This is a genomic window from Streptomyces sp. NPDC059785 (assembly GCF_042732375.1).
GTDB lineage: Bacteria > Actinomycetota > Actinomycetes > Streptomycetales > Streptomycetaceae > Streptomyces.
Genome location: NZ_JBHWHV010000075.1, coordinates 14,340 through 36,032, shown reverse-complemented (window position 1 = coordinate 36,032; position 21,693 = coordinate 14,340). Strand labels below are relative to the sequence as shown.

Annotated in this window: 19 protein-coding genes; 10 read left to right on the top strand and 9 right to left on the bottom strand. The window is 71.5% G+C overall.

The features are described from left to right. Positions 1 to 163: 163 nt before the first annotated feature. Positions 164 to 1,483 carry an MFS transporter gene (locus ACFV6E_RS37460; RefSeq protein ID WP_385467823.1) on the top strand — a complete coding sequence of 440 codons (1,320 nt, stop codon included), beginning with the start codon at positions 164 to 166 and terminating at the stop codon, positions 1,481 to 1,483. Between the two features lie 33 nt (positions 1,484 to 1,516). On the opposite strand, the gene ACFV6E_RS37455 is transcribed toward ACFV6E_RS37460, so the two are convergent. From ACFV6E_RS37455 to ACFV6E_RS37430, 6 genes are all read right to left on the bottom strand, one after another. Continuing rightward, the gene (locus ACFV6E_RS37455; RefSeq protein ID WP_385467820.1) at positions 1,517 to 2,617 is read right to left on the bottom strand and encodes a calcium:proton antiporter; all 1,101 of its coding nucleotides are present in this window, start codon (positions 2,615 to 2,617) and stop codon (positions 1,517 to 1,519) included. Positions 2,618 to 2,879: 262 nt separating this feature from the next. Next, entirely contained in the window at positions 2,880 to 3,857 is a 978-nt protein-coding gene (locus ACFV6E_RS37450; protein WP_385166670.1) for a TerC/Alx family metal homeostasis membrane protein, read from the bottom strand. 284 nt (positions 3,858 to 4,141) lie between these two features. Continuing rightward, complete coding sequence (locus ACFV6E_RS37445; RefSeq protein WP_385467817.1) at positions 4,142 to 6,175, bottom strand: TerD family protein; 2,034 nt, start codon at positions 6,173 to 6,175, stop codon at positions 4,142 to 4,144. A gap of 48 nt (positions 6,176 to 6,223) precedes the next feature. Continuing rightward, a complete protein-coding gene (locus ACFV6E_RS37440) occupies positions 6,224 to 6,802 on the bottom strand; it encodes a TerD family protein (protein WP_385166667.1) in 579 nt (192 codons plus the stop codon). Between the two features lie 149 nt (positions 6,803 to 6,951). Continuing rightward, positions 6,952 to 9,084, bottom strand: a complete 2,133-nt coding sequence (uvrB, locus tag ACFV6E_RS37435) for an excinuclease ABC subunit UvrB (protein WP_385467814.1) — start codon at positions 9,082 to 9,084, stop codon at positions 6,952 to 6,954. 40 nt (positions 9,085 to 9,124) lie between these two features. Next, positions 9,125 to 10,015, bottom strand: a complete 891-nt coding sequence (locus ACFV6E_RS37430; RefSeq protein WP_385166664.1) for an MHYT domain-containing protein — start codon at positions 10,013 to 10,015, stop codon at positions 9,125 to 9,127. A 277-nt stretch (positions 10,016 to 10,292) separates the two neighbouring features. Between ACFV6E_RS37430 and ACFV6E_RS37425 the strand changes: the two genes are divergently transcribed. The 5 genes from ACFV6E_RS37425 to ACFV6E_RS37405 all read left to right on the top strand — a co-directional run bounded on the left by ACFV6E_RS37425 (position 10,293) and on the right by ACFV6E_RS37405 (position 15,252). Further along, entirely contained in the window at positions 10,293 to 11,162 is an 870-nt protein-coding gene (locus ACFV6E_RS37425; protein ID WP_385166663.1) for a glycerophosphodiester phosphodiesterase, read from the top strand. A gap of 108 nt (positions 11,163 to 11,270) precedes the next feature. Then, positions 11,271 to 11,825 carry a methylated-DNA--[protein]-cysteine S-methyltransferase gene (locus ACFV6E_RS37420; RefSeq protein ID WP_385166661.1) on the top strand — a complete coding sequence of 185 codons (555 nt, stop codon included), beginning with the start codon at positions 11,271 to 11,273 and terminating at the stop codon, positions 11,823 to 11,825. A 146-nt stretch (positions 11,826 to 11,971) separates the two neighbouring features. Continuing rightward, entirely contained in the window at positions 11,972 to 13,198 is a 1,227-nt protein-coding gene (gene fdhA, locus ACFV6E_RS37415; RefSeq protein ID WP_385166659.1) for a formaldehyde dehydrogenase, glutathione-independent, read from the top strand. A 123-nt stretch (positions 13,199 to 13,321) separates the two neighbouring features. Then, a complete protein-coding gene (locus ACFV6E_RS37410; RefSeq protein ID WP_385467811.1) occupies positions 13,322 to 14,227 on the top strand; it encodes a pseudouridine-5'-phosphate glycosidase in 906 nt (301 codons plus the stop codon). A 95-nt stretch (positions 14,228 to 14,322) separates the two neighbouring features. Further along, positions 14,323 to 15,252 (top strand): carbohydrate kinase family protein, encoded by a 930-nt coding sequence (locus ACFV6E_RS37405; protein ID WP_385467836.1) that lies wholly within the window; start codon positions 14,323 to 14,325, stop codon positions 15,250 to 15,252. 92 nt (positions 15,253 to 15,344) lie between these two features. Here ACFV6E_RS37405 and ACFV6E_RS37400 read toward each other — a convergent pair whose 3' ends face one another. After that, positions 15,345 to 16,139 carry a methyltransferase domain-containing protein gene (locus tag ACFV6E_RS37400; protein ID WP_385166655.1) on the bottom strand — a complete coding sequence of 265 codons (795 nt, stop codon included), beginning with the start codon at positions 16,137 to 16,139 and terminating at the stop codon, positions 15,345 to 15,347. A 228-nt stretch (positions 16,140 to 16,367) separates the two neighbouring features. On the opposite strand from ACFV6E_RS37400, the gene ACFV6E_RS37395 reads away from it, so the two are divergent. Continuing rightward, positions 16,368 to 17,495 carry a magnesium and cobalt transport protein CorA gene (locus ACFV6E_RS37395; RefSeq protein ID WP_385166653.1) on the top strand — a complete coding sequence of 376 codons (1,128 nt, stop codon included), beginning with the start codon at positions 16,368 to 16,370 and terminating at the stop codon, positions 17,493 to 17,495. A 34-nt stretch (positions 17,496 to 17,529) separates the two neighbouring features. On the opposite strand, the gene ACFV6E_RS37390 is transcribed toward ACFV6E_RS37395, so the two are convergent. Further along, positions 17,530 to 18,162, bottom strand: a complete 633-nt coding sequence (locus tag ACFV6E_RS37390) for a uridine kinase (RefSeq protein ID WP_385467808.1) — start codon at positions 18,160 to 18,162, stop codon at positions 17,530 to 17,532. Positions 18,163 to 18,316: 154 nt separating this feature from the next. Here ACFV6E_RS37390 and ACFV6E_RS37385 point away from each other — a divergent pair, with 154 nt between their 5' ends. Together ACFV6E_RS37385 and ACFV6E_RS37380 are read left to right on the top strand one after the other, a co-directional pair. After that, positions 18,317 to 19,030 carry a DUF2293 domain-containing protein gene (locus ACFV6E_RS37385; protein ID WP_385467833.1) on the top strand — a complete coding sequence of 238 codons (714 nt, stop codon included), beginning with the start codon at positions 18,317 to 18,319 and terminating at the stop codon, positions 19,028 to 19,030. Positions 19,031 to 19,155: 125 nt separating this feature from the next. Beyond that, the gene (locus ACFV6E_RS37380) at positions 19,156 to 19,635 is read left to right on the top strand and encodes a DUF1772 domain-containing protein (RefSeq protein ID WP_385166650.1); all 480 of its coding nucleotides are present in this window, start codon (positions 19,156 to 19,158) and stop codon (positions 19,633 to 19,635) included. Positions 19,636 to 19,645: 10 nt separating this feature from the next. Here ACFV6E_RS37380 and ACFV6E_RS37375 read toward each other — a convergent pair whose 3' ends face one another. Then, a complete protein-coding gene (locus ACFV6E_RS37375) occupies positions 19,646 to 20,140 on the bottom strand; it encodes a carboxymuconolactone decarboxylase family protein (protein ID WP_385166648.1) in 495 nt (164 codons plus the stop codon). Between the two features lie 47 nt (positions 20,141 to 20,187). On the opposite strand from ACFV6E_RS37375, the gene ACFV6E_RS37370 reads away from it, so the two are divergent. Beyond that, positions 20,188 to 21,606 carry a PLP-dependent aminotransferase family protein gene (locus ACFV6E_RS37370; protein ID WP_385166647.1) on the top strand — a complete coding sequence of 473 codons (1,419 nt, stop codon included), beginning with the start codon at positions 20,188 to 20,190 and terminating at the stop codon, positions 21,604 to 21,606. Positions 21,607 to 21,693 lie beyond the last annotated feature (87 nt).

The following is a 21,693-nucleotide window of genomic DNA, read 5'->3' as shown; positions in this document are numbered from 1 at the left end:
GATCTGCCGGCCCTGGATGGACCGCTGCTCAGCGTCCGGTCTATCACGGTGCGCACGCCCGTTCGGCCCCGGCTTCGGCACGGTGCAATCGTCGTACGGGCCGGCTCACACGCACCTCCACGCGCCCCCGTAACCGGCCGTCACTGTGGGTAGTTGAGGCAGCATGCACGACGCACGCTCCGTGAGGGCACCCTCCATGTTCCGGCTCGCCACTGCGTCCCTCGTCGGCACGGCCGTCGAGTTCTACGACTTCTTCGTCTACGGGACCGCCGCCGCGCTGGTCCTCGGACCGCTGTTCTTCCCGACGTTCTCGCCCCTGGCGGGGACCCTGGCCGCCTTCGGCACGTTCGGGGTCGGCTTCATCGCCCGCCCGCTCGGTTCCGTGCTCTTCGGGCACATCGGGGACCGGCGCGGCCGGCGGCCGGTGCTCATCGTCTCGTTGCTGCTGACGGGCGCCTCGACGGTCGCCGTCGGCTGCGTGCCGACCTACGGGTCGATCGGGATCGCCGCTCCCGTGCTCCTCCTGGTGCTGCGCTTCCTCCAGGGGCTGGGGCTCGGCGGGGAGTGGGGCGGAGCGGTGCTGCTGACCGCGGAGCACGCGCCCGACCACCGGCGCGGGCTGTGGTCGAGCTTCCCGCAGATCGGCCCTTCCCTCGGGTTCCTCCTGGCCAACGGCGTGATGCTGGTTCTGTCGGCTGCCCTGACCGAGGCGCAGTTCGCCTCCTGGGGCTGGCGGGTGCCCTTCTGGGCGGCGGGGGTGCTGGCCGCGGCGGGGCTGTGGCTGCGCGGTTCGCTCGCGGAGAGCCCGCGCTTCCTGGAACTGCGCGAGCACGCGCGCGTGCCGCTCGCCGAGGTGGTGCGCGGCCACTGGCGTCTCGTCCTGCTGACGGCCGGCGGCCTGTCGGTCGGCTACGCGGTCTTCTACGCGGTGACGACCTGGGGCCTCGCCTACGGCGTCGAACAGCTCGGAGTCGGCCGTACCGTCATGCTGGCCTGCATCATGGCCGCCGTCGTGGTGAAGGGGGCGCTGACGCCCGTGGTGGCGGTGCTCGGCGACCGCTACGGGCGGCGCCCGCTGTGTCTGGCGGGCTGTGCCGCCACCGCGCTGTGGATGTTCCCGATGATCGCGCTGCTGTCGACCGGCGAGCCGCTGCTGATGTTCCTCGGCTTCCTGGTGGCGCTGCTCGCCTTCATCACGATGTTCGCCGTGATCGCCGCCTATCTGCCGGAGCTGTACGAGCCCAGGGTCCGCTGCACGGGCGCCGCGGTCGGCTACAACCTGGGCGGCGTCCTCGGCGGCGCCCTCACCCCGATCGTGGCGACCGCGGTGGCACACGGCGAGCGGGTGCCCTGGGGCGTGGCCGCCTATCTGACGGGTGTCGCGCTGCTGAGCCTGGGCTGTTTCGCGCTGCTGCCCGAGACGCGGCCGGTGCTGGCCGCCCCCGTCACGCCGGCCGCCGAGCGACCGGCCGCCAGAGGCTGACCAGCAGGGCGGATCACTGGCTCCCCGCCGCCCCTACGGGTTGACCGCGAGTTCCAGATACGCCGCGAACAGCACCAGGTGGACGCCGCCCTGGAGCAGGGTGGCGCGGCCCGGCACGACAGTGAGGGAACTGACCACCACGGTCAGCGCGAGCAGCACCATGTGCAGGGAGTCGAGGCCCAGCACGAGCGGTCCGGAGAGCCAGACGGACGCCAGGGCGACCGCGGGGATGGTCAGGCCGATGCTCGCCATCGCCGAGCCTAGCGCGAGGTTGAGACTGGTCTGGACTCTGTCGCGGCGGGCCGAGCGCAGTGCGGCGATGGTCTCGGGGAGCAGCACGAGGAGCGCGATGACCACACCGACCACGGCCTGCGGCATCCCCGCCGCCTGCACCGCGGACTCGATGGTGGGCGACACTCCCTTGGCCAGGCCCACCACACCGACCAGGGCCAGGCCGAGCAGGCCCAGGCTGACGGCGGCCGTACGGCCCGACGGGGCGTCCGCGTGGTCGTCCACGTCGATGACCTCGCCCTGCCGGGTGATCGGCAGGAAGTAGTCACGGTGCCGCACGGTCTGGGTGGCGACGAACAGCCCGTACAGGACGAGTGAGGAGATCGCGGCGAAGGTGAGCTGCGCCGTGGAGAACTCCCGGCCGGTCTTGCTGGTGGTGAACGTGGGCAGCACCAGGCTGAGCGTGGCCAGTGTCGCGACCGTCGCGAGCGCGGCGCCGGTGCCCTCGGCGTTGAACACCGCGAGTCTGTGGCGCAGGGAGGCGACGAGCAGGCTGAGACCGACGACGCCGTTACACGTGATCATGACGGCGGCGAAGACCGTGTCGCGGGCCAGGGTGGAGCTCTTGTCGCCGCCGTCCGCCATCAGCGTGACGATCAGCGCCACCTCGATGATCGTGACCGCGACGGCGAGGACCAGTGAGCCGAAGGGTTCCCCGACGCGGTGCGCGACCACCTCCGCGTGGTGCACCGCGGACAGGACGGAGCCCGCGAGGACCAGCGTGACGACCGCCACGACGAGGCCCGGCAGATCGCGTCCCCAGGTGAAGACGAGCAGGACGACGGCGAGGACCGGCACGACGGCCGTCCACTGCGTCGTGAGTGACCGGAGCCTGACGATCATGCAGCGATCGTCCCAGACACACTCGGGGCCCGCACTCCGGTGGCACGGGGACCGGGGCTGGACGACGGGACCCGCCATGGCACGGCGCGGGCGCCGGGCCACTCGGTCTTGTTCTGCATGATCTGCACAGGTACCTCCATCCGGTCCCGCGGTCGGGACCGGCACGCTCCGGACCGGGGCGGGCCCGCGGGCCGCGGTGGCCGGCTGTCCGCCGCCCACCGCTTTGGGGTCCGCTCCCTACGGCTTGCTCCTCTGCTCCGGGTCAGACGTCGACGCTGTCCTTTCCGGCCTCTTCCGCGGCCTGCTTCTTCGAGGCGATCAGGCTGGTGACGGTGGTGACGATCAGGACGGCGCAGATGACGCCGAGCGAGACCGGTATGGAGATCTCGGGGACGTGGACCCCCGACTCGTGCAGCGCGTGCAGCACCAGCTTGACGCCGATGAAGCCGAGGATGACCGACAGCCCGTAGCTGAGGTGGACCAGCTTCTTGAGCAGGCCGCCGATGAGGAAGTAGAGCTGCCGCAGCCCCATCAGGGCGAACGCGTTGGCCGTGAAGACGATGTACGGGTCCTGTGTGAGACCGAAGATCGCGGGGATCGAGTCGAGCGCGAAGAGCACGTCGGTGGTGCCGATCGCCAGCATCACCACGAGCATCGGCGTCATGACGCGCTTGCCGTGCTGCTCTATCCAGAGCTTGGTGCCGTGGTACCGGTCGGCCACGCCGAAGCGTCGTTCGGCGGCTTTGAGCAGCCGGTTCTCCTCGAACTCCTCGTCGTCCTCGTCGGCCCGCGCCTCCTGGATCAGCTTCCAGGCGGTGTAGATGAGGAACGCGCCGAAGATGTAGAAGACCCACGAGAAGCTGGCGAGGATCGCGGCGCCGGCGGCGATGAATATCGCCCGCAGCACGAGCGCGATCAGCACACCGACCAGCAGCACCCGCTGCTGGTACTGCGAGGGCACCGCGAACTTCGTCATGATCAGGACGAAGACGAAGAGGTTGTCGACGCTCAGCGATTTCTCGGTGATGTAGCCCGCGAAGAACTCGCCGGCGGGTGCGCCGCCGGAGAAGAGGAGCAGGCCGAGTCCGAACAGGGCGGCCAAGGCGATCCAGACCACGGTCCAGATCCCGGCTTCCTTGATGCTCACGTCGTGCGGTTTGCGGCCGATGAAGAAGTCGACCGCGATCAGGGCGGCCAGGCCCACGATGGTCAGGACCCACAGGGTCACGGAAACATCCACTGCGCCTCCGGCAGTACGTAACGGCAAGAACCAGCGTCGTCGCTACCGGAGGTCTCTTCCACCCGGGGCTCCTGCGGCGCGCAAGGCGCCCGGTGCCGCGGGCCGACGCCCCGGGATCAGGTCTGATCCGTATTGACGGGTACGCCGCAATAGGTAGGGAGTACTCCCCTCCGTACGGAAAAGAGTACTCGAAACACCAAGGGAAGGTAAAGGGATCGGTAAAGCAATCTCCAAGTGCGCTGTTCAGCGGCCTTTACTAGTGCTTGACGCGGGTCTCGCCCGGCTCAGCGCTTCCACTCCTGGCGCGCCCTGGCGACCTGCGCGAGCACCTGCTGGAGCACCTGGCTCCCGGCCGGGACGACGGACGGCTTGTACGTCCACGCGTGCCCGACCCAGGGGTCGGCGAGGTGGTCCTCGGGCACCGGTGTCAGGCGCAGCAGAGAGCGCCAGAGCGGGTCGAGCAGCGGACCGTAGCCCGCCGCGTCCTCGCGGTCGGCGACCATCATCAGATGCACGCCCACGGCCGGGCCCTCGTCCGCCAGATAGCGCAACTGGTTCACGGCGCGGTCGTCGAAGCCGTGCGGGAAGTCGTTGACGATCAGCAGCTGCTCGGCCGTGTCCAGGCCGGGAGGCAGGGCGTCGGCCGCGCCGCCGCGCAGCGCCATCTGCACCAGGTCCACGCGCTGGGTCAGCCGCGCCAGGACATCGGCGACACCCGCGGCGCCGGCAGCGGGCGGCGTGCCGAGCACACCGGACTGCGTCAGCGGGGCCAGCGAGGACGTCCCGGAGCCCGCCGGGTCGATGACGTGCGCGGTGAAGTCACCGGCGGGATAGACGGCCAGCAGCCGGGCGGCGATCGCGACCGCCGTGTCCATGGCGAGCCGGCGCAGCTCGTGCGCGTCGGCGAACGAGTCGCCCGTGCCCGAGCGGCCGCTGTCGATCCACAGGCCGCGCTCCAGGGGCAGCCGGACCAGCATCGGAACGCCCAGTCCCTCGCTCTCGGGCAGATGGAGGTCGCCCAGGCGCAGGGCCATCGGGATCTCCATCGGCACCCGGTAGCCGTGCCAGACCGGGTTGTCCCAGCGGGCGTAGGCCAGGGGCAGGGCGGGCTCGACGACCTCGGCCTCCGCCGTGAGCTGGGCCAGGTCGCGGTCGAAGGCGGCTCTGGCCTGGTCGACCAGTTGCGCGTGCTTGGCCTGCGCCGCCTCGCGCGCCGCGTCGCCCTGGCCGCCGATCCGGCTGCGCGGGTCGGACAGGACCGAGTCCAGCTCCCGCTCCATGCGCGAGTCGGCGAAGTCGACGGCACTGCGGTACGCGGCCGCGGAGCGGGCCAGGTCCTCGAACATGCCCCACACCTGGTTGTAGAGCCGCTCGTCCATGGACCAGCCGGTGGCGTCGCCCGCGACGGGCGGTGCCGGCTGGCCGGGCGCGGCCGGCGGCACGGGCGGCGGGGGCGTGGGCGGTGCCGCGTTCTGCCGGCGGGGGTGGCTGTAGTCGACCGGGCCGCCGGCGGTGGGCGCCGTCGGCTGGGTGACGGCGGAGGGGTCCGGCTGCGGCAGCCCTGGGGAGGAGCCGCCCTGCGAGCCGGACGTGTCGTACGGCGAGGCGGGAGACGGACCGGCCGGGCGGCCCTGCGGCGGGGACACGTCCCCGGAGGAGCCCTGGGGGCCGGCGTACGGCTGGTCCGGTGCCGTCGCCGAGGCGGCCGTCTGCCGTGAGCGGTCCCCCTCGGACGTGCGCGGCGGAGGAGGAGCGACGGACCGGGCGAGCCCCTGGGCCACCGCCTCGTTGATGCTGCCCGCGAGCTGGTGGGCCTCGGGCAGTCCCTGGTCACGCAGCAGCTCGGCGAGGCCGCCGGCGTACCCCTGGCCGACGGCGCGCACCTTCCAGGCGTCCTGCCTGCGGTAGAGCTCCAGGGCGACGACGGCCGACTCGGCGTCCAGGCCCGTGATCGTGTAGCTGGCGATCTCCGAGCCGTCGAGCCCGGTCACGGCGACGAAGGGGGCGGCGACGGAGCCGAACCGGACCGGTCCGCCGACGCCCGACGGGAGCGCCAGCAGCACACTGACCCGGTGCACCTCCTGCGGCAGGGCCCCGAGGTCGAAGGCGAGACGGTGATCGGCCGCCGCCTGCTTGGAGACCTCGAGTCCGGGGAGTGTGGGCGCACCCGGGTGGGCCACCCACTCCACACCGCGGACCCTGCCCTGCTCGTCGCTGAGCGTGGCCCCCGCCACGATCGGCTTGCCGACCGCGACGCGGACCTCCAGACGGACCTGGGGAAGCGGATGGTTCTGCCCCCGGACCAGCTCGGCCGTCATCGCCTTGCCCCCCTTGTACGACTTCGCTCGGTGTACGCGTCCGGCCGGTTACAGGTGCGGCAGGATCGCGGGCATCAGGTCCTGGAACGTACGGCCGTTGGTCGGCGTACCGATGGCCGTCATCTGCCAGCCCGAGCCCGCGCGGTGCACCTTCGCCATGACCTGGGCGGTGTACTGGCCGCCGCCCGCCAGCGTGTAGCGGGCGAGCTCCTGGCCGTTGGTCTCGTCGACCAGCCGGCAGAAGGCGTCCTGGACCTCCTGGAAGGTCTGTCCCGTGAAGGAGTTCACGGTGAAGACGATCTGGTCGATGTGGACCGGGACCCGCTGGAGGTCGACGAGGATCGCCTCGTCGTCCCCGCCCTGGCCGGCTCCGCCGACCAGGTTGTCACCGGTGTGCCGCACGGAGCCGTCGTCACTGACGAGGTGTCGGAAGAACACGACGTCGACGGGCTGCTTGTCCGCGAACAGCACGGCCGAGGCGTCGAGGTCGATCTCCCGGGTGCGCGACCCGAACAGGCCGCGCCGCGGGGCCGCCTGCCAGCCGAGCCCCATGCGCACCGCGGTCAGGGTGCCTCCGTCGTTCTTCTGCAGACTGATGGCCTGACCCTTGGTCATGTTGACCGTCACGCGCTGTTCCCCTCTCGAGCGTCCCCTGTTGCCGCGGAGTCCGCGGATGACTCGAACCCTACGCAGCGGCACTGACACTGCCGAACCCTGGGGCGAACTTTGTGTCGGTCTTGCAACACAGCGCACATGCCCGGAGGGTCCGGACACCGTCAGGCCAGTCCCGCCTCCTTCATCTGCCGCAGCTCCTTCTTCATCTCGGAGACCTCGTCGCGCAGCCGGGCGGCGATCTCGAACTGGAGGTCCGCCGCGGCGGCGCGCATCCGCTCGGTCAGCTCCTCGATCTGCTCGGACAGCGCGGCCGCGGGGCGGTCGGTCGGCACCGCTTCCTTGCCCTTGCCCTTGCCCTTGCCCTTGGCCGCCTTGCCGCCGAGCGCGGGCACCGGGGCCTTCGCGGGCTTGCCGTCCTTGCCCTTGCGGTAGCCCGTGCCGAGCAGCTGCTCCGTGTCGACGCCCTCGCGGGCGATCTGCGCCACGATGTCGTTGATCTTCTTGCGCAGGGGCTGCGGGTCGATGCCCCGCTCGGTGTTGTACGCGATCTGCTTCTCCCGGCGGCGGTTGGTCTCCTCGATGGCCTTCTCCATCGCCGGGGTGATCTTGTCGGCGTACATGTGGACCTGGCCGGACACGTTGCGCGCCGCGCGGCCGATGGTCTGGATGAGGGAGGTGCCCGACCGCAGGAAGCCTTCCTTGTCCGCGTCGAGGATCGCCACCAGGGAGACCTCGGGCAGGTCGAGGCCCTCGCGCAGCAGGTTGATGCCGACCAGGACGTCGTACTCGCCGGCGCGCAGCTCGCGCAGCAGTTCGACACGGCGCAGCGTGTCGACGTCGCTGTGCAGGTAGCGCACCTGGATGCCGAGCTCCAGGAAGTAGTCGGTCAGGTCCTCGGCCATCTTCTTGGTGAGGGTGGTGACCAGGACGCGCTCGTCCTTCTCGGTGCGCTTGCGGATCTCGTGCACCAGGTCGTCGATCTGTCCCTCGGTGGGCTTGACGACGACCTCGGGGTCGACGAGGCCGGTGGGGCGGATGATCTGCTCGACGTGCCCGTCCGCGCGCGAGAGCTCGTACTGCCCCGGGGTCGCCGACAGGTAGACGGTCTGGCCGATGCGCTCCTGGAACTCCTCCCACTTCAGCGGGCGGTTGTCCAGCGCGGAGGGCAGCCTGAAGCCGTGGTCGACGAGCGTGCGCTTGCGGGAGGCGTCGCCCTCGTACATGGCGCCGATCTGGGGCACGGTGACGTGCGACTCGTCGATGACGAGCAGGAAGTCCTCGGGGAAATAGTCGAGCAGCGTGTTCGGCGGGGAGCCGGGCTCGCGGCCGTCGAAGTGCATCGAGTAGTTCTCCACGCCGGAGCAGGAGCCGATCTGGCGGAGCATCTCGAGGTCGTACGTCGTGCGCATGCGCAGGCGCTGGGCCTCCAGGAGCTTGCCCTGCTTCTCGAGGATGGCCAGGCGCTCGCCGAGCTCCTTCTCGATGTCGTTGACCGCCCGCTCCAGGCGCTCGGGGCCCGCCACGTAGTGCGTCGCCGGGAACACGTAGAGCTGCTGGTCGTCGCTGATGACCTCGCCCGTGAGCGGGTGCAGCGTGGAGAGGGCCTCGATCTCGTCGCCGAACATCTCGATGCGGACGGCCAGCTCCTCGTAGACCGGGAAGATCTCGATGGTGTCGCCGCGGACCCGGAAGGTGCCGCGCGCGAAGGCCATGTCGTTGCGCGTGTACTGGATGTCGACGAAGCGGCGCAGCAGGTCGTCGCGGTCGACCTCGTCGCCGACCTTGAGGCTGACCATGCGGTCCACGTACTCCTGGGGGGTGCCCAGGCCGTAGATGCAGGAGACCGAGGCGACCACGACGACGTCCCGGCGGGTGAGCAGCGAGTTGGTCGCCGAGTGACGCAGCCGCTCGACCTCCTCGTTGATCGAGGAGTCCTTCTCGATGTACGTGTCCGACTGGGGGACGTACGCCTCGGGCTGGTAGTAGTCGTAGTACGAGACGAAGTATTCGACCGCGTTGTTCGGCAGCAGCTCGCGGAACTCGTTGGCCAGCTGGGCGGCCAACGTCTTGTTGGGCGCCATCACGAGCGTGGGGCGCTGGAGCTTCTCGATCATCCACGCGGTGGTGGCGGACTTGCCGGTGCCGGTCGCACCGAGCAGGACGACATCCTTCTCACCTGCGCGGATGCGCTTGTCCAGCTCGGTGATCGCCGCTGGCTGGTCACCGCTCGGCTGATAGGGGCTGACGACCTCGAAGGGCGCCACCGAACGTTCGATCTTGGAAACGGGCCGCATGCCATCAACCGTACGACCCCCCACTGACAAAGCGGTCGGATCAGCGGTTCTGCGGGGTGCGGGAGCCGCGGTGGCCGGGGCGCGGGACGCCGCTGAGCGGCGGGCGGTGACCGGAGTACCCGGGGTGGCCGGTGTATCCGGACGGAACGGCAGTCCGGGCCGGGACGCCCGGCTTCTGCTCGGCGGGGGTCCAGTCGGGCCTGCCCATCACCATCAGCGGGTCGAACATCACGACCACGCCCGCCAGGCACAGGAAGACCAGCGGGCCGATCATCATCGGCGCGAGCAGGGCGGCGGGCGAGTCACCGGGCGGGCTGCTGGCCGTGCCGTGCAGATGCACGGTGAGGGCGGCCATGCCGGTGTAGTGCATGCCGCTGACGGCGAGCCCCATGACCAGGCTCGCGCCCACGCTCCACAGGAAGCCGCGCACCTGCCCCGCGGCCCACAGGGCGGCGATGGCGGCCACCACCGCGATGACGACCGAGACGGAGACCGTGAAGGTGTTGTACTCGAGCTTCCCGTTGAGGCGCATGCCCGCCATCCCCAGGTAGTGCATCGAGGCGACGCCCAGGCCGGTGATGGTGCCGCCGGTGAAGAGCGCCGTCCCGGTGGCGCCCCGGTAGCCGACGATGAAGATGCCCACGCCGACCATGACGATGGCGACGCCGAGACTGGCGAAGGTCAGCGTCTTGTCGTAGTGGACGGGGGTCTCCTCGACACTGAATCCCATCATCGCGATGAAGTGCATGGTCCAGATGCCGGAGCCGATCGCGGCCGAGCCGAGCGCCAGCCAGCCCGCGCGCCACGAGTGGGCGACGAGCATCGACCTCGTGGTGCAGCGGAGTCCCAGCGCGCCTCCCAGGCACGCCATGAGATAGGCCACCACAGGGGTGACGAGCCCGTAACTGAAGCCGTCGACCGTGCCCTGCATGCGCGGCTGCCCTCCCGCCCCATACGTCCCGGATTTCCCTGGCGTCCCCCGTCCCCCGGCCGCCGGTACGGCTGAGGTGTGACGCAGAGAGTATGACCTGTACCTGAATGGTCGAACGATTTTCCGGCAAAGAAACACGCACTTGCCCCAGTTGTGCGCCACCTGTGCGCGGATTTGGACAACTCCATTCAATCTGCGGCCATCCTGCACCCCCCTCAGGTTGACCGTCTGCTGCCAGTCTGGTGCTGACCGTGATCGTCGACACAAGGGAGTACGTATGCACGCGCGCGTTGCCGCCGCCACGACCGCCGCGCTACTCGGAGGCGCGGTCCTGGTACTGCCGGTCTCCACGGCCGAGGCCGCGACGGGGGACCCGGTGATCGTCGCTCACCGTGGTGCCTCCGCGTACGCGCCGGAGAACACGCTGGCCGCCATCGACAAGGCGGCCGACTTGGGCTTCGACTGGGTCGAGAACGACGTTCAGCGCACCAAGGACGGCGTGCTGGTCGTCATGCACGACACCACTCTGGCGCGCACCACCAATGTGGAGGAGCTGTACCCCGGCCGCTCCCCATGGAAGGTGGAGGACTTCACCTCGAAGGAGATTTCGCGCCTGGACGCGGGGAGCTGGTTCGGCTCCGCCTACGCGGGCGCGCGCGTGCCGACGCTGAAGCAGTACATGAACCGCGTCTCGCGCAACCACCAGAAGCTCGTCCTGGAGCTCAAGAGCCCCGAGCTGTACCCGGGCATCGAGCAGGAGACGCTCAAGCTGCTGAGCAACGAGGGCTGGCTCGACCGCGACCACCTCAGGCACCGGCTGGTCGTCCAGAGCTTCGACGCGGACAGCGTGCGCACGGTCCACGAGCTGCGCCCCGGGGTCAAGACCGCCTTCCTGGGGACGCCGGCGGTCGCCGACCTGTCCGCGTACGCGCAGTTCGTCGACCAGATCAACCCGTCGTACGGCACCATCTCCGCCGGCTACATCGCCGCGGTGCACGCGTTCACGGGTGCGCACGGCAGGCCGCTGGAAACCTACACCTGGACCGTGAACGACGCGGACACCACCCGGCGCGTCGCCGGCTACGAGGTGGACGGCATCATCACCAACGCACCCGACGTGGTGCGGGACGCGCTCGAAGGACAGTGAGCGAGCGGGCGCGTTCCCTGCGCGCCCGGCCGCCGCGGCCCGTGGTGCGGACGCCCGTCGGCGGCCGCACCACGGGCGTTGTCAGTGGCGCGCCGTACGGTGGACCGCATGAGCAGCCACGGGCAGTACGAGCAGCAGGTCGTGTGGGCGGTCGTCGGCACGGACATCGGTCCGCTGCTGCTGGCGGCCACGCGCGAGGGCCTGGTGAACGTCGTGTTCCACGCCACGGACCCGGCGCGCGACAAGGCACTGGAGCGGCTCGCGTCCCGGCTGGGCGCAGAGCCCGTCGAGGATCCCGGCTCCCCGCTCCTGGCGGAGGCGATACGGCAGCTCGCGGCGTACTTCGCGGGTGACCGCCGCGACTTCGAGCTGCCGCTGGACTGGTCGCTGATCTCCGGGTTCAACCGGCAGGTGCTGCGCGAGCTGGCCTCCGGCGTCCCGTACGGGGCGGTCGTCGGGTACGGGGATCTGGCCGGCCGGGTCGGCCAGCCGGGCGCGGCCCAGGCGGTGGGCATGGCCATGGGGGCCAATCCGCTGCCGGTCGTCGTGCCGTGCCACCGGGTCGTCGAGAGCGACGGCGGCATCGGAGGGTTCGGCGGCGGACTCGAGACCAAGCGGAAGCTGCTGGCCCTGGAGGGGGTCCTGCCGGAGCCGCTGTTCTGAGCCGACCGGATCTCCGGGGCGCTTCCGGCGCCGCCCGAAGTGGTTCCGCGCGAGGGCTGGCGGGACGGCAGGGGCGGTAGCAGACTCCGCCACGCGCACAGCCACTGGCATGCGAAGTCACGGATCCGAAGGGACGGCGGTCACGCATGAGCGGAAACAGGGCAGTCGCGTATCTCAAGCCGGGCGCGGTGGAGGTCAGGACCATCGACTACCCGTCTCTCGAACTGCGGGACGGGCCGGGGGTGGCGTCGGAGAACGTGGGCCGGATGTGCCGGCACGGGGTCGTCCTCAAGGTGCTCGCCAGCAACATCTGCGGCAGTGACCAGCACATGGTGCGCGGCCGTACGACCGCACCCGAGGGGCTGGTGCTGGGGCACGAGATCACCGGGGAGGTACTGGAGCGGGGCCCGGACGTCGAGTTCGTCGAGGTCGGGGACATCGTCTCGGTGCCGTTCAACATCGCCTGCGGGCGGTGCAGGAACTGCAAGGAGCGGAAGACCGGCATCTGTCTCAACGTGAACCCGGCCCGCCCGGGGGCCGCCTACGGCTACGTCGACATGGGCGGCTGGGTCGGCGGCCAGGCCGAGTACGTCATGGTCCCGTACGCGGACTTCAACCTGCTGCGGTTCCCGGACCGGGACCAGGCGCGCGAGAAGCTCCTCGACCTGACCATGCTGTCGGACATCTTCCCGACCGGTTTCCACGGCGCCGTCTCCGCGGGCGCCGGAGTCGGCTCGACGGTGTACGTGGCCGGAGCCGGTCCGGTGGGTCTCGCCGCGGCCGCGTCGGCGCAGCTCCTCGGCGCCGCCGTCGTCATCGTCGGGGATCTCAACGCCGAACGCCTCGCCCAGGCACGCAGCTTCGGCTGCGAGACGGTCGACGTCTCCGCGGGCGCCGTGGCGGACCAGATCGCCCAGCTCCTCGGGGAGCCGGAGGTCGACGCGGCCGTCGACGCGGTGGGCTTCGAGGCACGCGGCCACGGACGGGACGCCGAGGAGGCACCGGCGACCGTCCTCAACTCCCTGATGGACGTCACGCGCGCGGGAGGCGCGCTCGGCATACCCGGGCTGTACGTCACGGAGGACCCCGGCGGCATCGACCAGGACGCCCGCTCCGGCACCCTGAAGGTGCGCCTCGGCCTCGGGTGGGCGAAGAGCCACCGCTTCACCACCGGACAGTGCCCGGTGATGCAGTACCACCGCGCGCTGATGAAGGCGATCCTGCACGAGCGGGTGCACATCGCCAAGGCCGTCAACGCGACGGTGATCTCCCTGGACGACGCACCGCGCGGCTACGCCGAGTTCGACCAGGGCGCCAGCCGCAAGTACGTGCTCGATCCGCACGGGGCCCTGGACGGCGTTCGTCCCGTCTGACGCCCGCTGCCGTGAAAGGGGTGCCCCGCGCGCGTGGGGCACCCCTTTCACGCGGTCACTGGTTTGACCGGGCGCGCCGCCCGCCAGGGTATGGGGAGACGACCTACGAACGGAGGCAGGCGCGTGCTCGTGGTGTCCGAAGAGGTCCGGGAGGCGCTCGCCGCGCACCGGCCGGTGGTGGCCCTGGAATCGACGATCATCGCGCACGGGCTGCCGCGCCCGCGCAACCTCCAGGTGGCCCTGGAACTGGAGGACGTCGTACGGCAGGAGGGCGCCGTCCCCGCGACGATCGCCGTGCTCGACGGCCGCCCCCATATCGGCCTCGAAAAGCAGCAGTTGGAGCGGGTCGCCAACGAGGACGGTATCCGCAAACTGGGACACCGCGACGTCCCGCTCGCCGTGGCCACCGGCGCGAGCGGTGCGACGACCGTCTCGGCCACCGCGCAGCTCGCCGCCCGCGCGGGCGTGCGGGTGTTCGCCACGGGCGGCCTCGGCGGAGTCCACCGGGAGTGGACGGTGACCCAGGACGAGTCCGCCGACCTGGGCCTGCTGGCACGTACCCGGATCACCGTGGTGTGCGCGGGCGTGAAGTCCATCCTGGACGTGCCGGCGACCCTGCAACGCCTGGAGACCCTGGGGGTCGCGGTGGCGGGCTACGGCACGGAGCGCTTCCCCGGCTTCTATCTGTCCGACTCCGGGTATCCGGTCGAGTGGACGCTCCGGTCGCCGGACGAGGTGGCGGGCGTGATGCGCGCCCAGGACGCGGTCGGCGGACCGGAGTCGGCGCTCGTCGTCGCCCGTCCCGTTCCCGAGGACGAGCAGCTGGATCCGGTCCTCCACGCGCGCGTGCTCACCGACGCGCTGCACGCGTGCGAGACGGAGGGGGTGACCGGCCAGGCCGTGACACCGTTCCTGCTCGACTACCTGGTGCGGCACACGGACGGCGCGTCCCTGCGCGCCAACCTGGCCGCGGTGCGCGGCAACGTACGGCTCGCGGGGCGGATCGCGGCGGCCTGGGCAAGACCGTGAGCCGGACGGCGGACGGCGGCAGCGCATCGGGCGGGAACGCGGCCGACCGGGGTGCCGCACCGGACGTGAACGCGGCCGACCGGGGCCCGGCCCCGGTGGGCGGACAGGCCGCCCTGCGGGTGGGCGGGCAGGCACTGCTGGTGGTCGGTGACGTCGTCACGGACATCGTGGTCCGGCACCGGGGCCCTCTCGCTCCGGGCACCGACACGGCCGCCGTCGTCAGGACCCTGCCGGGTGGCGCGGGCGCCAACGTGGCCTGCTGGGCGGCCCACCAGGGGTACGCGGACGTACGGCTGCTGGGGCGGGTCGGGGCCGATGCGGCCGCCTGGCACGAGCGCGAGCTGACGGCCTGCGGTGTACGCCCTCACCTCGTCGTCGATCCGGAGGCGCCCACGGGGACGGTGGTCTGCCTGGTGGACACGGGAGCGGAGGCGGAGCGCACGTTCCTGACCGACAGCGGGGCCTCGGTGCGGCTGGACGCCGGTGACTGGTCGCCTTCGCACCTCGACGGGGTGGCCCGGCTCCACCTGTCGGGCTACCTGCTCTTCCCGGAGACCGGCCGGGCGCTCGCCGGGGCGGCTCTGGCATCCGCACGCGCGCGTGGGGTGCCGGTGAGCCTGGATCCGGCGTCCGCCGGGTTCCTCGTGGAGCTGGGTGTGGACCGGTTCCTCGGGCTCATCGACGGGGTGGAGGTACTGCTGCCCAGCCGCGACGAGGCGTGTCTGCTGACGGGGCTGCCCGATCCGGCGGACGCGGCGGCCAAGTTGAGCCGCCATGTCCCGCTGGTGGTCGTCAAGCTGGGCGGTGCCGGAGCGCTGGTCGCCCAGGAGGGCGAAGTCCTCGCCAGGGTCCCTGCCGCGCCGGTCGTGCCCCGGGACACGACCGGTGCCGGTGACGCCTTCACCGGGGCGTTCCTCGCCGTGCTCCTCGCGGGCGCGCGGATCGAGGACGCGGTCACGGCCGGCTGCTCGGCCGGCGCGACGGCGGTGCGGCACGTGGGCGCGAGGCCGCCCCGGACGCCCTGACGCAACGCAGGCCGACCAGCCAGCCAGAAGGCAGACAGACGCACCAGTCCGCAATCCCAGCCTCCCCGCGACCCGTTGCTCCTGTCGTCGCGCTACGCCTTGCGTCCCCAGGCCGAGATCATCGGGGCCGTGGCCAGGTCCATCGAGCCGGTGGCCACATGGGCCAGGTGACGGTCGATGTCCTCGTTCGTGGCGAGGCCCGCCCCCACCAGTTCGTCGCGGATCTGCCGGATCGTCGCCGTCTCCACAGCCGCGCACGCGGACGAGGTGACGGGGAAGTGCGCGTCCGCCTCCACGCGTCGCAGACCGGCCTCACGCAGCAGCCTCGGCAGCTTGCGCCCGTACGACAGGTCCGCGCCGCGATCGGCGAGCAGCGAGCGGAAGCCGGTGCGCAGCCGGTTCGCCAACTGCTGCTCGGGGCCGTGTTCGTCGGGACAGATCAGGGGTTGCAGGGCCGGATCGGCGTCCTCCACGAGGAGCCGGCCACCCGGCCGCAGGGCCTTGACCATGGACCTCAGCGCCCGCTCGCGGTTGGTGACGTGGACCAGGACGAGCCGCGCGTGCACGAGGTCGAAGCCCTCCTCCGGGGGGTTCTCCTCGCTCACGTCGTGGACGCGCACCTCGACCGGCGACCGGTCGGCCAGGGAGACCCACGAGGTGTCGATGTCGGTGGCGAGGACCCGTCCGGTCGGCCCCACCTTCTTGGCCAGCCACGACACCACCGACGTACCGCCCGCGCCGACCTCCCAGCAGCGCCACCCGGACCCGATGCCGAGGCGTTCCATGTGCCGGAAGGTCGTGGGGTCGAAGAGGGTGGCGAAGGCGTCGAAACGCTGTCCCGCCTCGGCCTGCCGGTTGTCGAGGAGATATCCATCGGTTCGCGTCATGGGGCGATCATCCCATTTATCCATCTTGTCGGTCCTCGGCGACGCGCGACGCACCGTCACAGCCGGTCCCCACTCACCACTTCCGGCAAGCCCAGCCGCTTCATGGCCGCCCTACCGAAGCGGAAGATTCCGTTCCCACAGGCTTCTCCGGCGTCCGGATCTCCCTGGCAGACTTGCCGCAGCAAGGCGCAGAGCGCGGCGCAGGGAGATCCACGCAAGGAGATCCAGATGTCCATGGCAGGGAATCTGCGGAAGGTCACCAGCCTCCGCAAGGTCGGCGGCCTCCGCAAGGTGGCGCGTCTCGCACGGCGGCGCCCCAAGGTCGACCTGAGTCATCCCGCCCGCTCCCCGCTGGGCTCCGCCGTGGTCAACTGCGTGACGTACAAGGACGGCATACGGGTTCCCGGAGGCCGTGACGTCATCGACGCGGTTCGGCAGGTCCGCAGGCGCGACAGCGGTTTCGTCTGGCTGGGTCTGCACGAGCCGACGGACGACGAGTTCGCGGGCATCGCCGAGCTGTTCGACCTGCACCCGCTGGCGGTGGAGGACGCGGTGCACGCGCACCAGCGGCCGAAGCTGGAGCGTTACGACGACACGCTGTTCGCGGTGTTCAAAACGGTCTGCTACATCGACCACGCGGAGCTGACCGCCACCAGCGAGGTGGTCGACACCGGCGAGCTGATGGCGTTCGTCGGCCGCGACTTCGTCATCACGGTGCGGCACGGCCGGCACGGGTCGCTCGGACCCCTGCGGGAGGAACTGGAGGCGAATCCCGACCAGTTGGCGAAAGGGCCCGCAGCGGTGCTGCACGCGATCGCGGACCAGGTCGTCGACGACTACCTGACCGTTTCCGACGCCGTGCAGGAAGACATCGACCAGGTCGAGACGGATGTGTTCGCGGACAACGGCGCGCGCGTCGACCCCGGGCGGATCTACCAGCTCAAGCGCGAGCTGCTGGAGCTGAAGCGGGCCGTGGTCCCCCTCGGCCGGCCTCTCACGGAGCTGGCCGGCCGGCCGATACGGGTAGTCGACCCGGAGATACAGACCTACTTCCGCGACGTCTCCGACCATCTCCAGCGGGTGACCGAACAGATAGCCGCGTTCGACGAGCTGCTCAACTCGATCCTGCAGGCGCACCTCGCGCAGGTGACGGTCGCGCAGAACGAGGACATGCGGAAGATCACGGCATGGGCCGCGGTCATCGCCGTGCCGACCATGGTCTGCGGGATGTACGGGATGAACTTCGACCACATGCCCGAGCTGCGCTGGCGCTTCGGCTATCCCCTGGCGATAGCCGTGATCAGCGTGGCCTGCCTGGTCCTCCACCGGGGCTTCCGGCGCAACGGCTGGCTCTGAGCGCCGCGTGGCGCTGTCCCCGTGCTCTCCCGGCTCAGCCGCTCCAGGCCGGGTGGCGGGGGTCGTCGGCGCGGACCAGGACGTCGGCCGCGGCGCCCGGGTCCATGTCGTCCTCGTACCGCTCGAAGGCGGGGAGGGTCCAGTGCTCGTCCTCGGGTGTGCGGCGGCGGAGGGCGCCCGGCGAGAGGCGGACGTGGACGGTCAGATCGAAGGGGAACCAGTGGCGCATGAGAAAGGGGCCGTGCAGCAGAAGCAGTCCGCCGGGCGGTAGTCGGGTGTAGGAGCTGCGGGTGGCGCGATCGGCGACCGGGTCCCAGAGGTCGGGCAGTACACGCCCGTTGCCGTCGGCCTCCAGGGGACCGAAGACCTCGCGCCACAGTGCGCCGATGTCGAACCAGCCGTCGTAGTACGCGTCGACGTCCCGGTGGCCGTACTCCAGGCGGAGCGAGGCGGGCCGCAGGAAGTCCTCCGCGCCGACGACCAGCGACGACCGGCCCCGCAGCCGCAGTTGCTCGGACACGCGGTGCGCGAGGTCGCCGGGGCGGGCGGCGGGTGCGCCGTCGAAGGCGATACGCGGCCAGGGGCTGCCGTCGTCCGGCTTCAGATCGAGCAGGCGCTCGGTGAGCCGGTCGGCAAGCCGTTCCCAGGTGATCGCTTCCAGTCGCACAGAGCCATGATGCCGCGCCCACCGGGATGACCCGCGGCACGACGGAAGGAGAGAGACGGAAGGAGAGAGGGGGGAGAGATCAAGGGTCGCGGACACACGGCCCGGTACCGACGTAAAGCTCCCGGCGGTCGGGAAGGAACCGCCTATGGCGCGGATGGCACGGACGGCGGTTCCTCCGCCGGGCAGCAGGCTGCTGGTGGTGCAGCCGCTCAACAGGCGGTACTGCACCGAGTGCCGGACCGGGCCGCTGTCGCTGCTGGTGCTCGAAGAGGGCACACCGCGGTGTCTGGACTGCGCGGACCTCGGGCATCTGGTGTTCCTCCCGCGAGGCGACGCCGCGCTGACCCGCAGATCGCGTGAGGCGAGCGCGCTGTGGGCGGTGGTGGTGCGGTTCAACCGGAGGCGGAGCCGGTACGAGCGGCAGGGGGTGCTCGTCGAGGAGGAGGCACTCGCGCTGGCCGAGGAGCGGTGCCTCGCGGACGCGGAGGCGCGGCGACGACGGCGGGCGCGGGACGCGCGGCGGCGGGCGGCGGAGGACCTGCGGTTCACGGGGGTGTTCGCCGGGGAGATACGGCGGCTGTTCCCGGGCTGCCCGGCCGGCCGGGCGGACGCGATCGCCGCGCACGCCTCGGCCCGTGGCAGCGGACGGGTCGGACGGAGCGCCTCGGGGCGTGCGCTGTCAAAGGCCGCGGTCACCTCGGCGGTCCGGGCCGCCGTGCGCCATACGGAGACGCCGTACGACCAGTTGCTGATGAGCGGGGTGCCTCGGCACGAGGCGCGTCGGCGGACAGCGGGACAGGTGGAGGAAGCACTGAGCGGTTGGCGCCGGGCGCCCGGCGCCGCACCGGAGGGAGGCCCGGCACCCTGACTACCCGACTCGCGCACGGTTCTGCGCGGTCGGGCCATGGTCACTGTGCTCGCAGGGGTTTTCACTTGTGGTGACGGGTGGTGCCGTGCAAGATCTTGGCTCGGCGCCGGGAAGCGGGAGTTGACATGATCGATGGGCCGTACTTCGTGCTGACGGTGCTGGGGGTGCTCGGTACCGGGCTGGTGGCAGGGGTGTTCTGCGGATTCTCGGCGTTCGTGATGAAGGGGCTGGCCACGCTGCCGCCGGCGCAGGGCATAGCCGCCATGAACGCGATCAACGTGGCCGCGGTGACGCCCGCCTTCATGCTCCTGTTCGTGGGTTCGGCCGTGCTGTGCGCGGTGCTGGCGGTGGTCACGTTCGTGCTGTGGCCGGACGAGGGCACGGTGGAGCTGTTGCTGGGCAGCGCCCTGTACCTGTTCGGCTCGTTCGGGGTGACGGCCGTGGCGAACGTGCCGCGCAACGACAAGCTCCTCAGGATGGACCCCGGCACCCCGGAGGCCGCCGCGTACTGGCCGACGTACGTGGGTGAGTGGACGACGTGGAACCACGTCCGCACGATCGCCTCGGCCGCCGCCGCGGTGTCGTACGTGATAGCCCTCGCCTGATCCCGTCCGCTCAGGCGCGTTCGTCCGTGCCGGCCGTCTTCGCGGTCGACAGGGCGACCCGGTTCCACGTGTTGATCGTGAAGATCAGGGCGAGGACGTGGGCCAGTTCGGCGTCGTCGAAGTGGGCGGCGGCCTCCGCGTAGACGTCGTCGGGCACGCCCGTGTCGGCCACCAGGGTGACCGCCTCCGTCAGGGCCAGGGCGGCGCGCTCCTTCGGGGTGAAGAAGTGGCGGGCCTCGCGCCACACCGCGACCATGTGCAGCCGGTCCTCGCTCTCGCCGGCCTTGCGCGCGTCGTTGGTGTGCATGTGGAGGCAGTAGGCGCAGTGGTTGAGGTGCGAGGCGCGGATCTGGATCAGTTCGACGAGGGCCGGGTCGAGCCCCTGCCGGACCGCCGCGTCGAACCCGACGAGGGCGCGGAACACCTTGGGTGCGGTCTTCGCGAAGTCGAGGCGGGAGCCGGAGCGGAGGTCGGAACGGGAGGTGTCGATCGTGTTCGTCGTCATGACCATGAATCTACGAGCTCGAAAGACCGACTGTAGGGTGCATTTCTGTGGCTGAATCATGGGTCAATTCGGCGGAGCGGATCGGGGTCGATCTGCATCTGGAGCTGCCCGGGGCGGGTGGGCGGCGGGCCGCGCTGATCCGCGCGCTGCGTGAGGCGGTGCGGTCGGGCCGGCTCGCGCCGGGCGCCCGGCTGCCTCCGTACCGCTCGCTCGCCGCCGATCTGGGCGTGGCCCGGAACACGGTCGCCGACGCGTACGCCGAGCTGGTCGCCGAGGGCTGGCTGACCGCCCGTCAGGGCTCTGGCACGCGGGTCGCCGAGCGTGCCGAGCCCGCGGGGCCGCACATGCGCGCGCCCGGTGAACGCCCGGCACGCGCCGGTGGGCCGCGGCACGATCTGCGGCAGGGCACCCCGGACGCGTCCTCGTTCCCGCGCTCGGCGTGGCTCGCGTCGTACCGGCGGGCGATGCAGCAGGCGCCCAGCGAGGCGTTCGGGCCGGGCGATCCGGCGGGGCGGGCCGAGCTGCGCGTCGCCCTCGCCGCCTACCTGGCACGCGCGCGCGGTGTGCGCGCCGAGCCCGAGCGCATCGTGATCTGCTCGGGTTTCGCGCACGCGCTGCGGCTGCTGTTCACCGGCCCCGGCGGTGTCCTGCGCGGCCCTCTGGCCGTGGAGTCGTACGGTCTCGGCTTCCACCGTGAGCTGCTGGCCGCGGCGTCCGTGCGGACCGTACCGCTGGCGCTGGACGAGGACGGGGCACAAGTCGGCGGGCTGGGACGGGAGCGGGCCGTGCTCCTCACGCCCGCGCACCAGTTCCCGACGGGCGGGCCGCTGCATGCCTCGCGGCGTTCGGCCGTCGTGGACTGGGCACGCGCGCGTGGCGGCGTGATCATCGAGGACGACTACGACGGCGAGTTCCGCTACGACCGCAGACCCGTCGGCGCCGTGCAGGGTCTGGATCCAGAGCGGGTCGTCTACCTCGGCTCGGTCAGCAAGAGCCTGTCGCCGGCGCTGCGGCTGGGCTGGATGGTCCTGCCGCAGCGGTACGTCGCCGGAGTGCTGGCGGCCAAGGGCGACCGGGAGGCGTGGGCGAGCGTCCCGGACCAGTTGGCCCTGGCGGACTTCATCACCTGCGGGGCGTACGACCGCCAGGTGCGGCGCATGCGGCAGCGCTACCGCAGACGGCGTGACCGGCTGGTCGCCACGCTCGCCGAGCACGCGCCGCACGTCGGGGTCACCGGGATCGCGGCCGGACTCCACGCGGTGCTGCGGCTGCCGGCGGGCACCGAGGAGTCCGTGGTGAAGGCCGCCGTCTGGCGGGGGATCGCCCTCGACGGGCTCGGGGAGTTCCGCCACCCGCGGGCGACCATGCCCGCGCCGGACGGGCTCGTCGTGGGGTACGCGACGCCGGCGGAGCATGCCTACGGAGCGGCGCTGGAGGCGCTGTGCGGGGTGCTGCCACCGGACTGACGCCCGACGGACAGCCCCCTCCCGCCTCGCCGCCCCGGCCCTACGACTTGCGCGCCGCCCTCGCAGCCCCGGCCCTACGGCTTGCGC

Bases quoted from the DNA above. Each gene is read 5' to 3' on its own strand.
- ACFV6E_RS37385 (WP_385467833.1), top strand. From the start codon at position 18,317: ATGGCACGGACGGCGGTTCCTCCGCCGGGCAGCAGGCTGCTGGTGGTG.
- ACFV6E_RS37460 (WP_385467823.1), top strand. From the start codon at position 164: ATGCACGACGCACGCTCCGTGAGGGCACCCTCCATGTTCCGGCTCGCC.
- ACFV6E_RS37420 (WP_385166661.1), top strand. From the start codon at position 11,271: ATGAGCAGCCACGGGCAGTACGAGCAGCAGGTCGTGTGGGCGGTCGTC.
- ACFV6E_RS37445 (WP_385467817.1), bottom strand. From the start codon at position 6,175: ATGACGGCCGAGCTGGTCCGGGGGCAGAACCATCCGCTTCCCCAGGTC.
- ACFV6E_RS37425 (WP_385166663.1), top strand. From the start codon at position 10,293: ATGCACGCGCGCGTTGCCGCCGCCACGACCGCCGCGCTACTCGGAGGC.
- ACFV6E_RS37380 (WP_385166650.1), top strand. From the start codon at position 19,156: ATGATCGATGGGCCGTACTTCGTGCTGACGGTGCTGGGGGTGCTCGGT.
- ACFV6E_RS37375 (WP_385166648.1), bottom strand. From the start codon at position 20,140: ATGACGACGAACACGATCGACACCTCCCGTTCCGACCTCCGCTCCGGC.
- ACFV6E_RS37400 (WP_385166655.1), bottom strand. From the start codon at position 16,139: ATGACGCGAACCGATGGATATCTCCTCGACAACCGGCAGGCCGAGGCG.
- ACFV6E_RS37455 (WP_385467820.1), bottom strand. From the start codon at position 2,617: ATGATCGTCAGGCTCCGGTCACTCACGACGCAGTGGACGGCCGTCGTG.
- ACFV6E_RS37430 (WP_385166664.1), bottom strand. From the start codon at position 10,015: ATGCAGGGCACGGTCGACGGCTTCAGTTACGGGCTCGTCACCCCTGTG.
- fdhA (WP_385166659.1), top strand. From the start codon at position 11,972: ATGAGCGGAAACAGGGCAGTCGCGTATCTCAAGCCGGGCGCGGTGGAG.
- ACFV6E_RS37395 (WP_385166653.1), top strand. From the start codon at position 16,368: ATGTCCATGGCAGGGAATCTGCGGAAGGTCACCAGCCTCCGCAAGGTC.
- uvrB (WP_385467814.1), bottom strand. From the start codon at position 9,084: ATGCGGCCCGTTTCCAAGATCGAACGTTCGGTGGCGCCCTTCGAGGTC.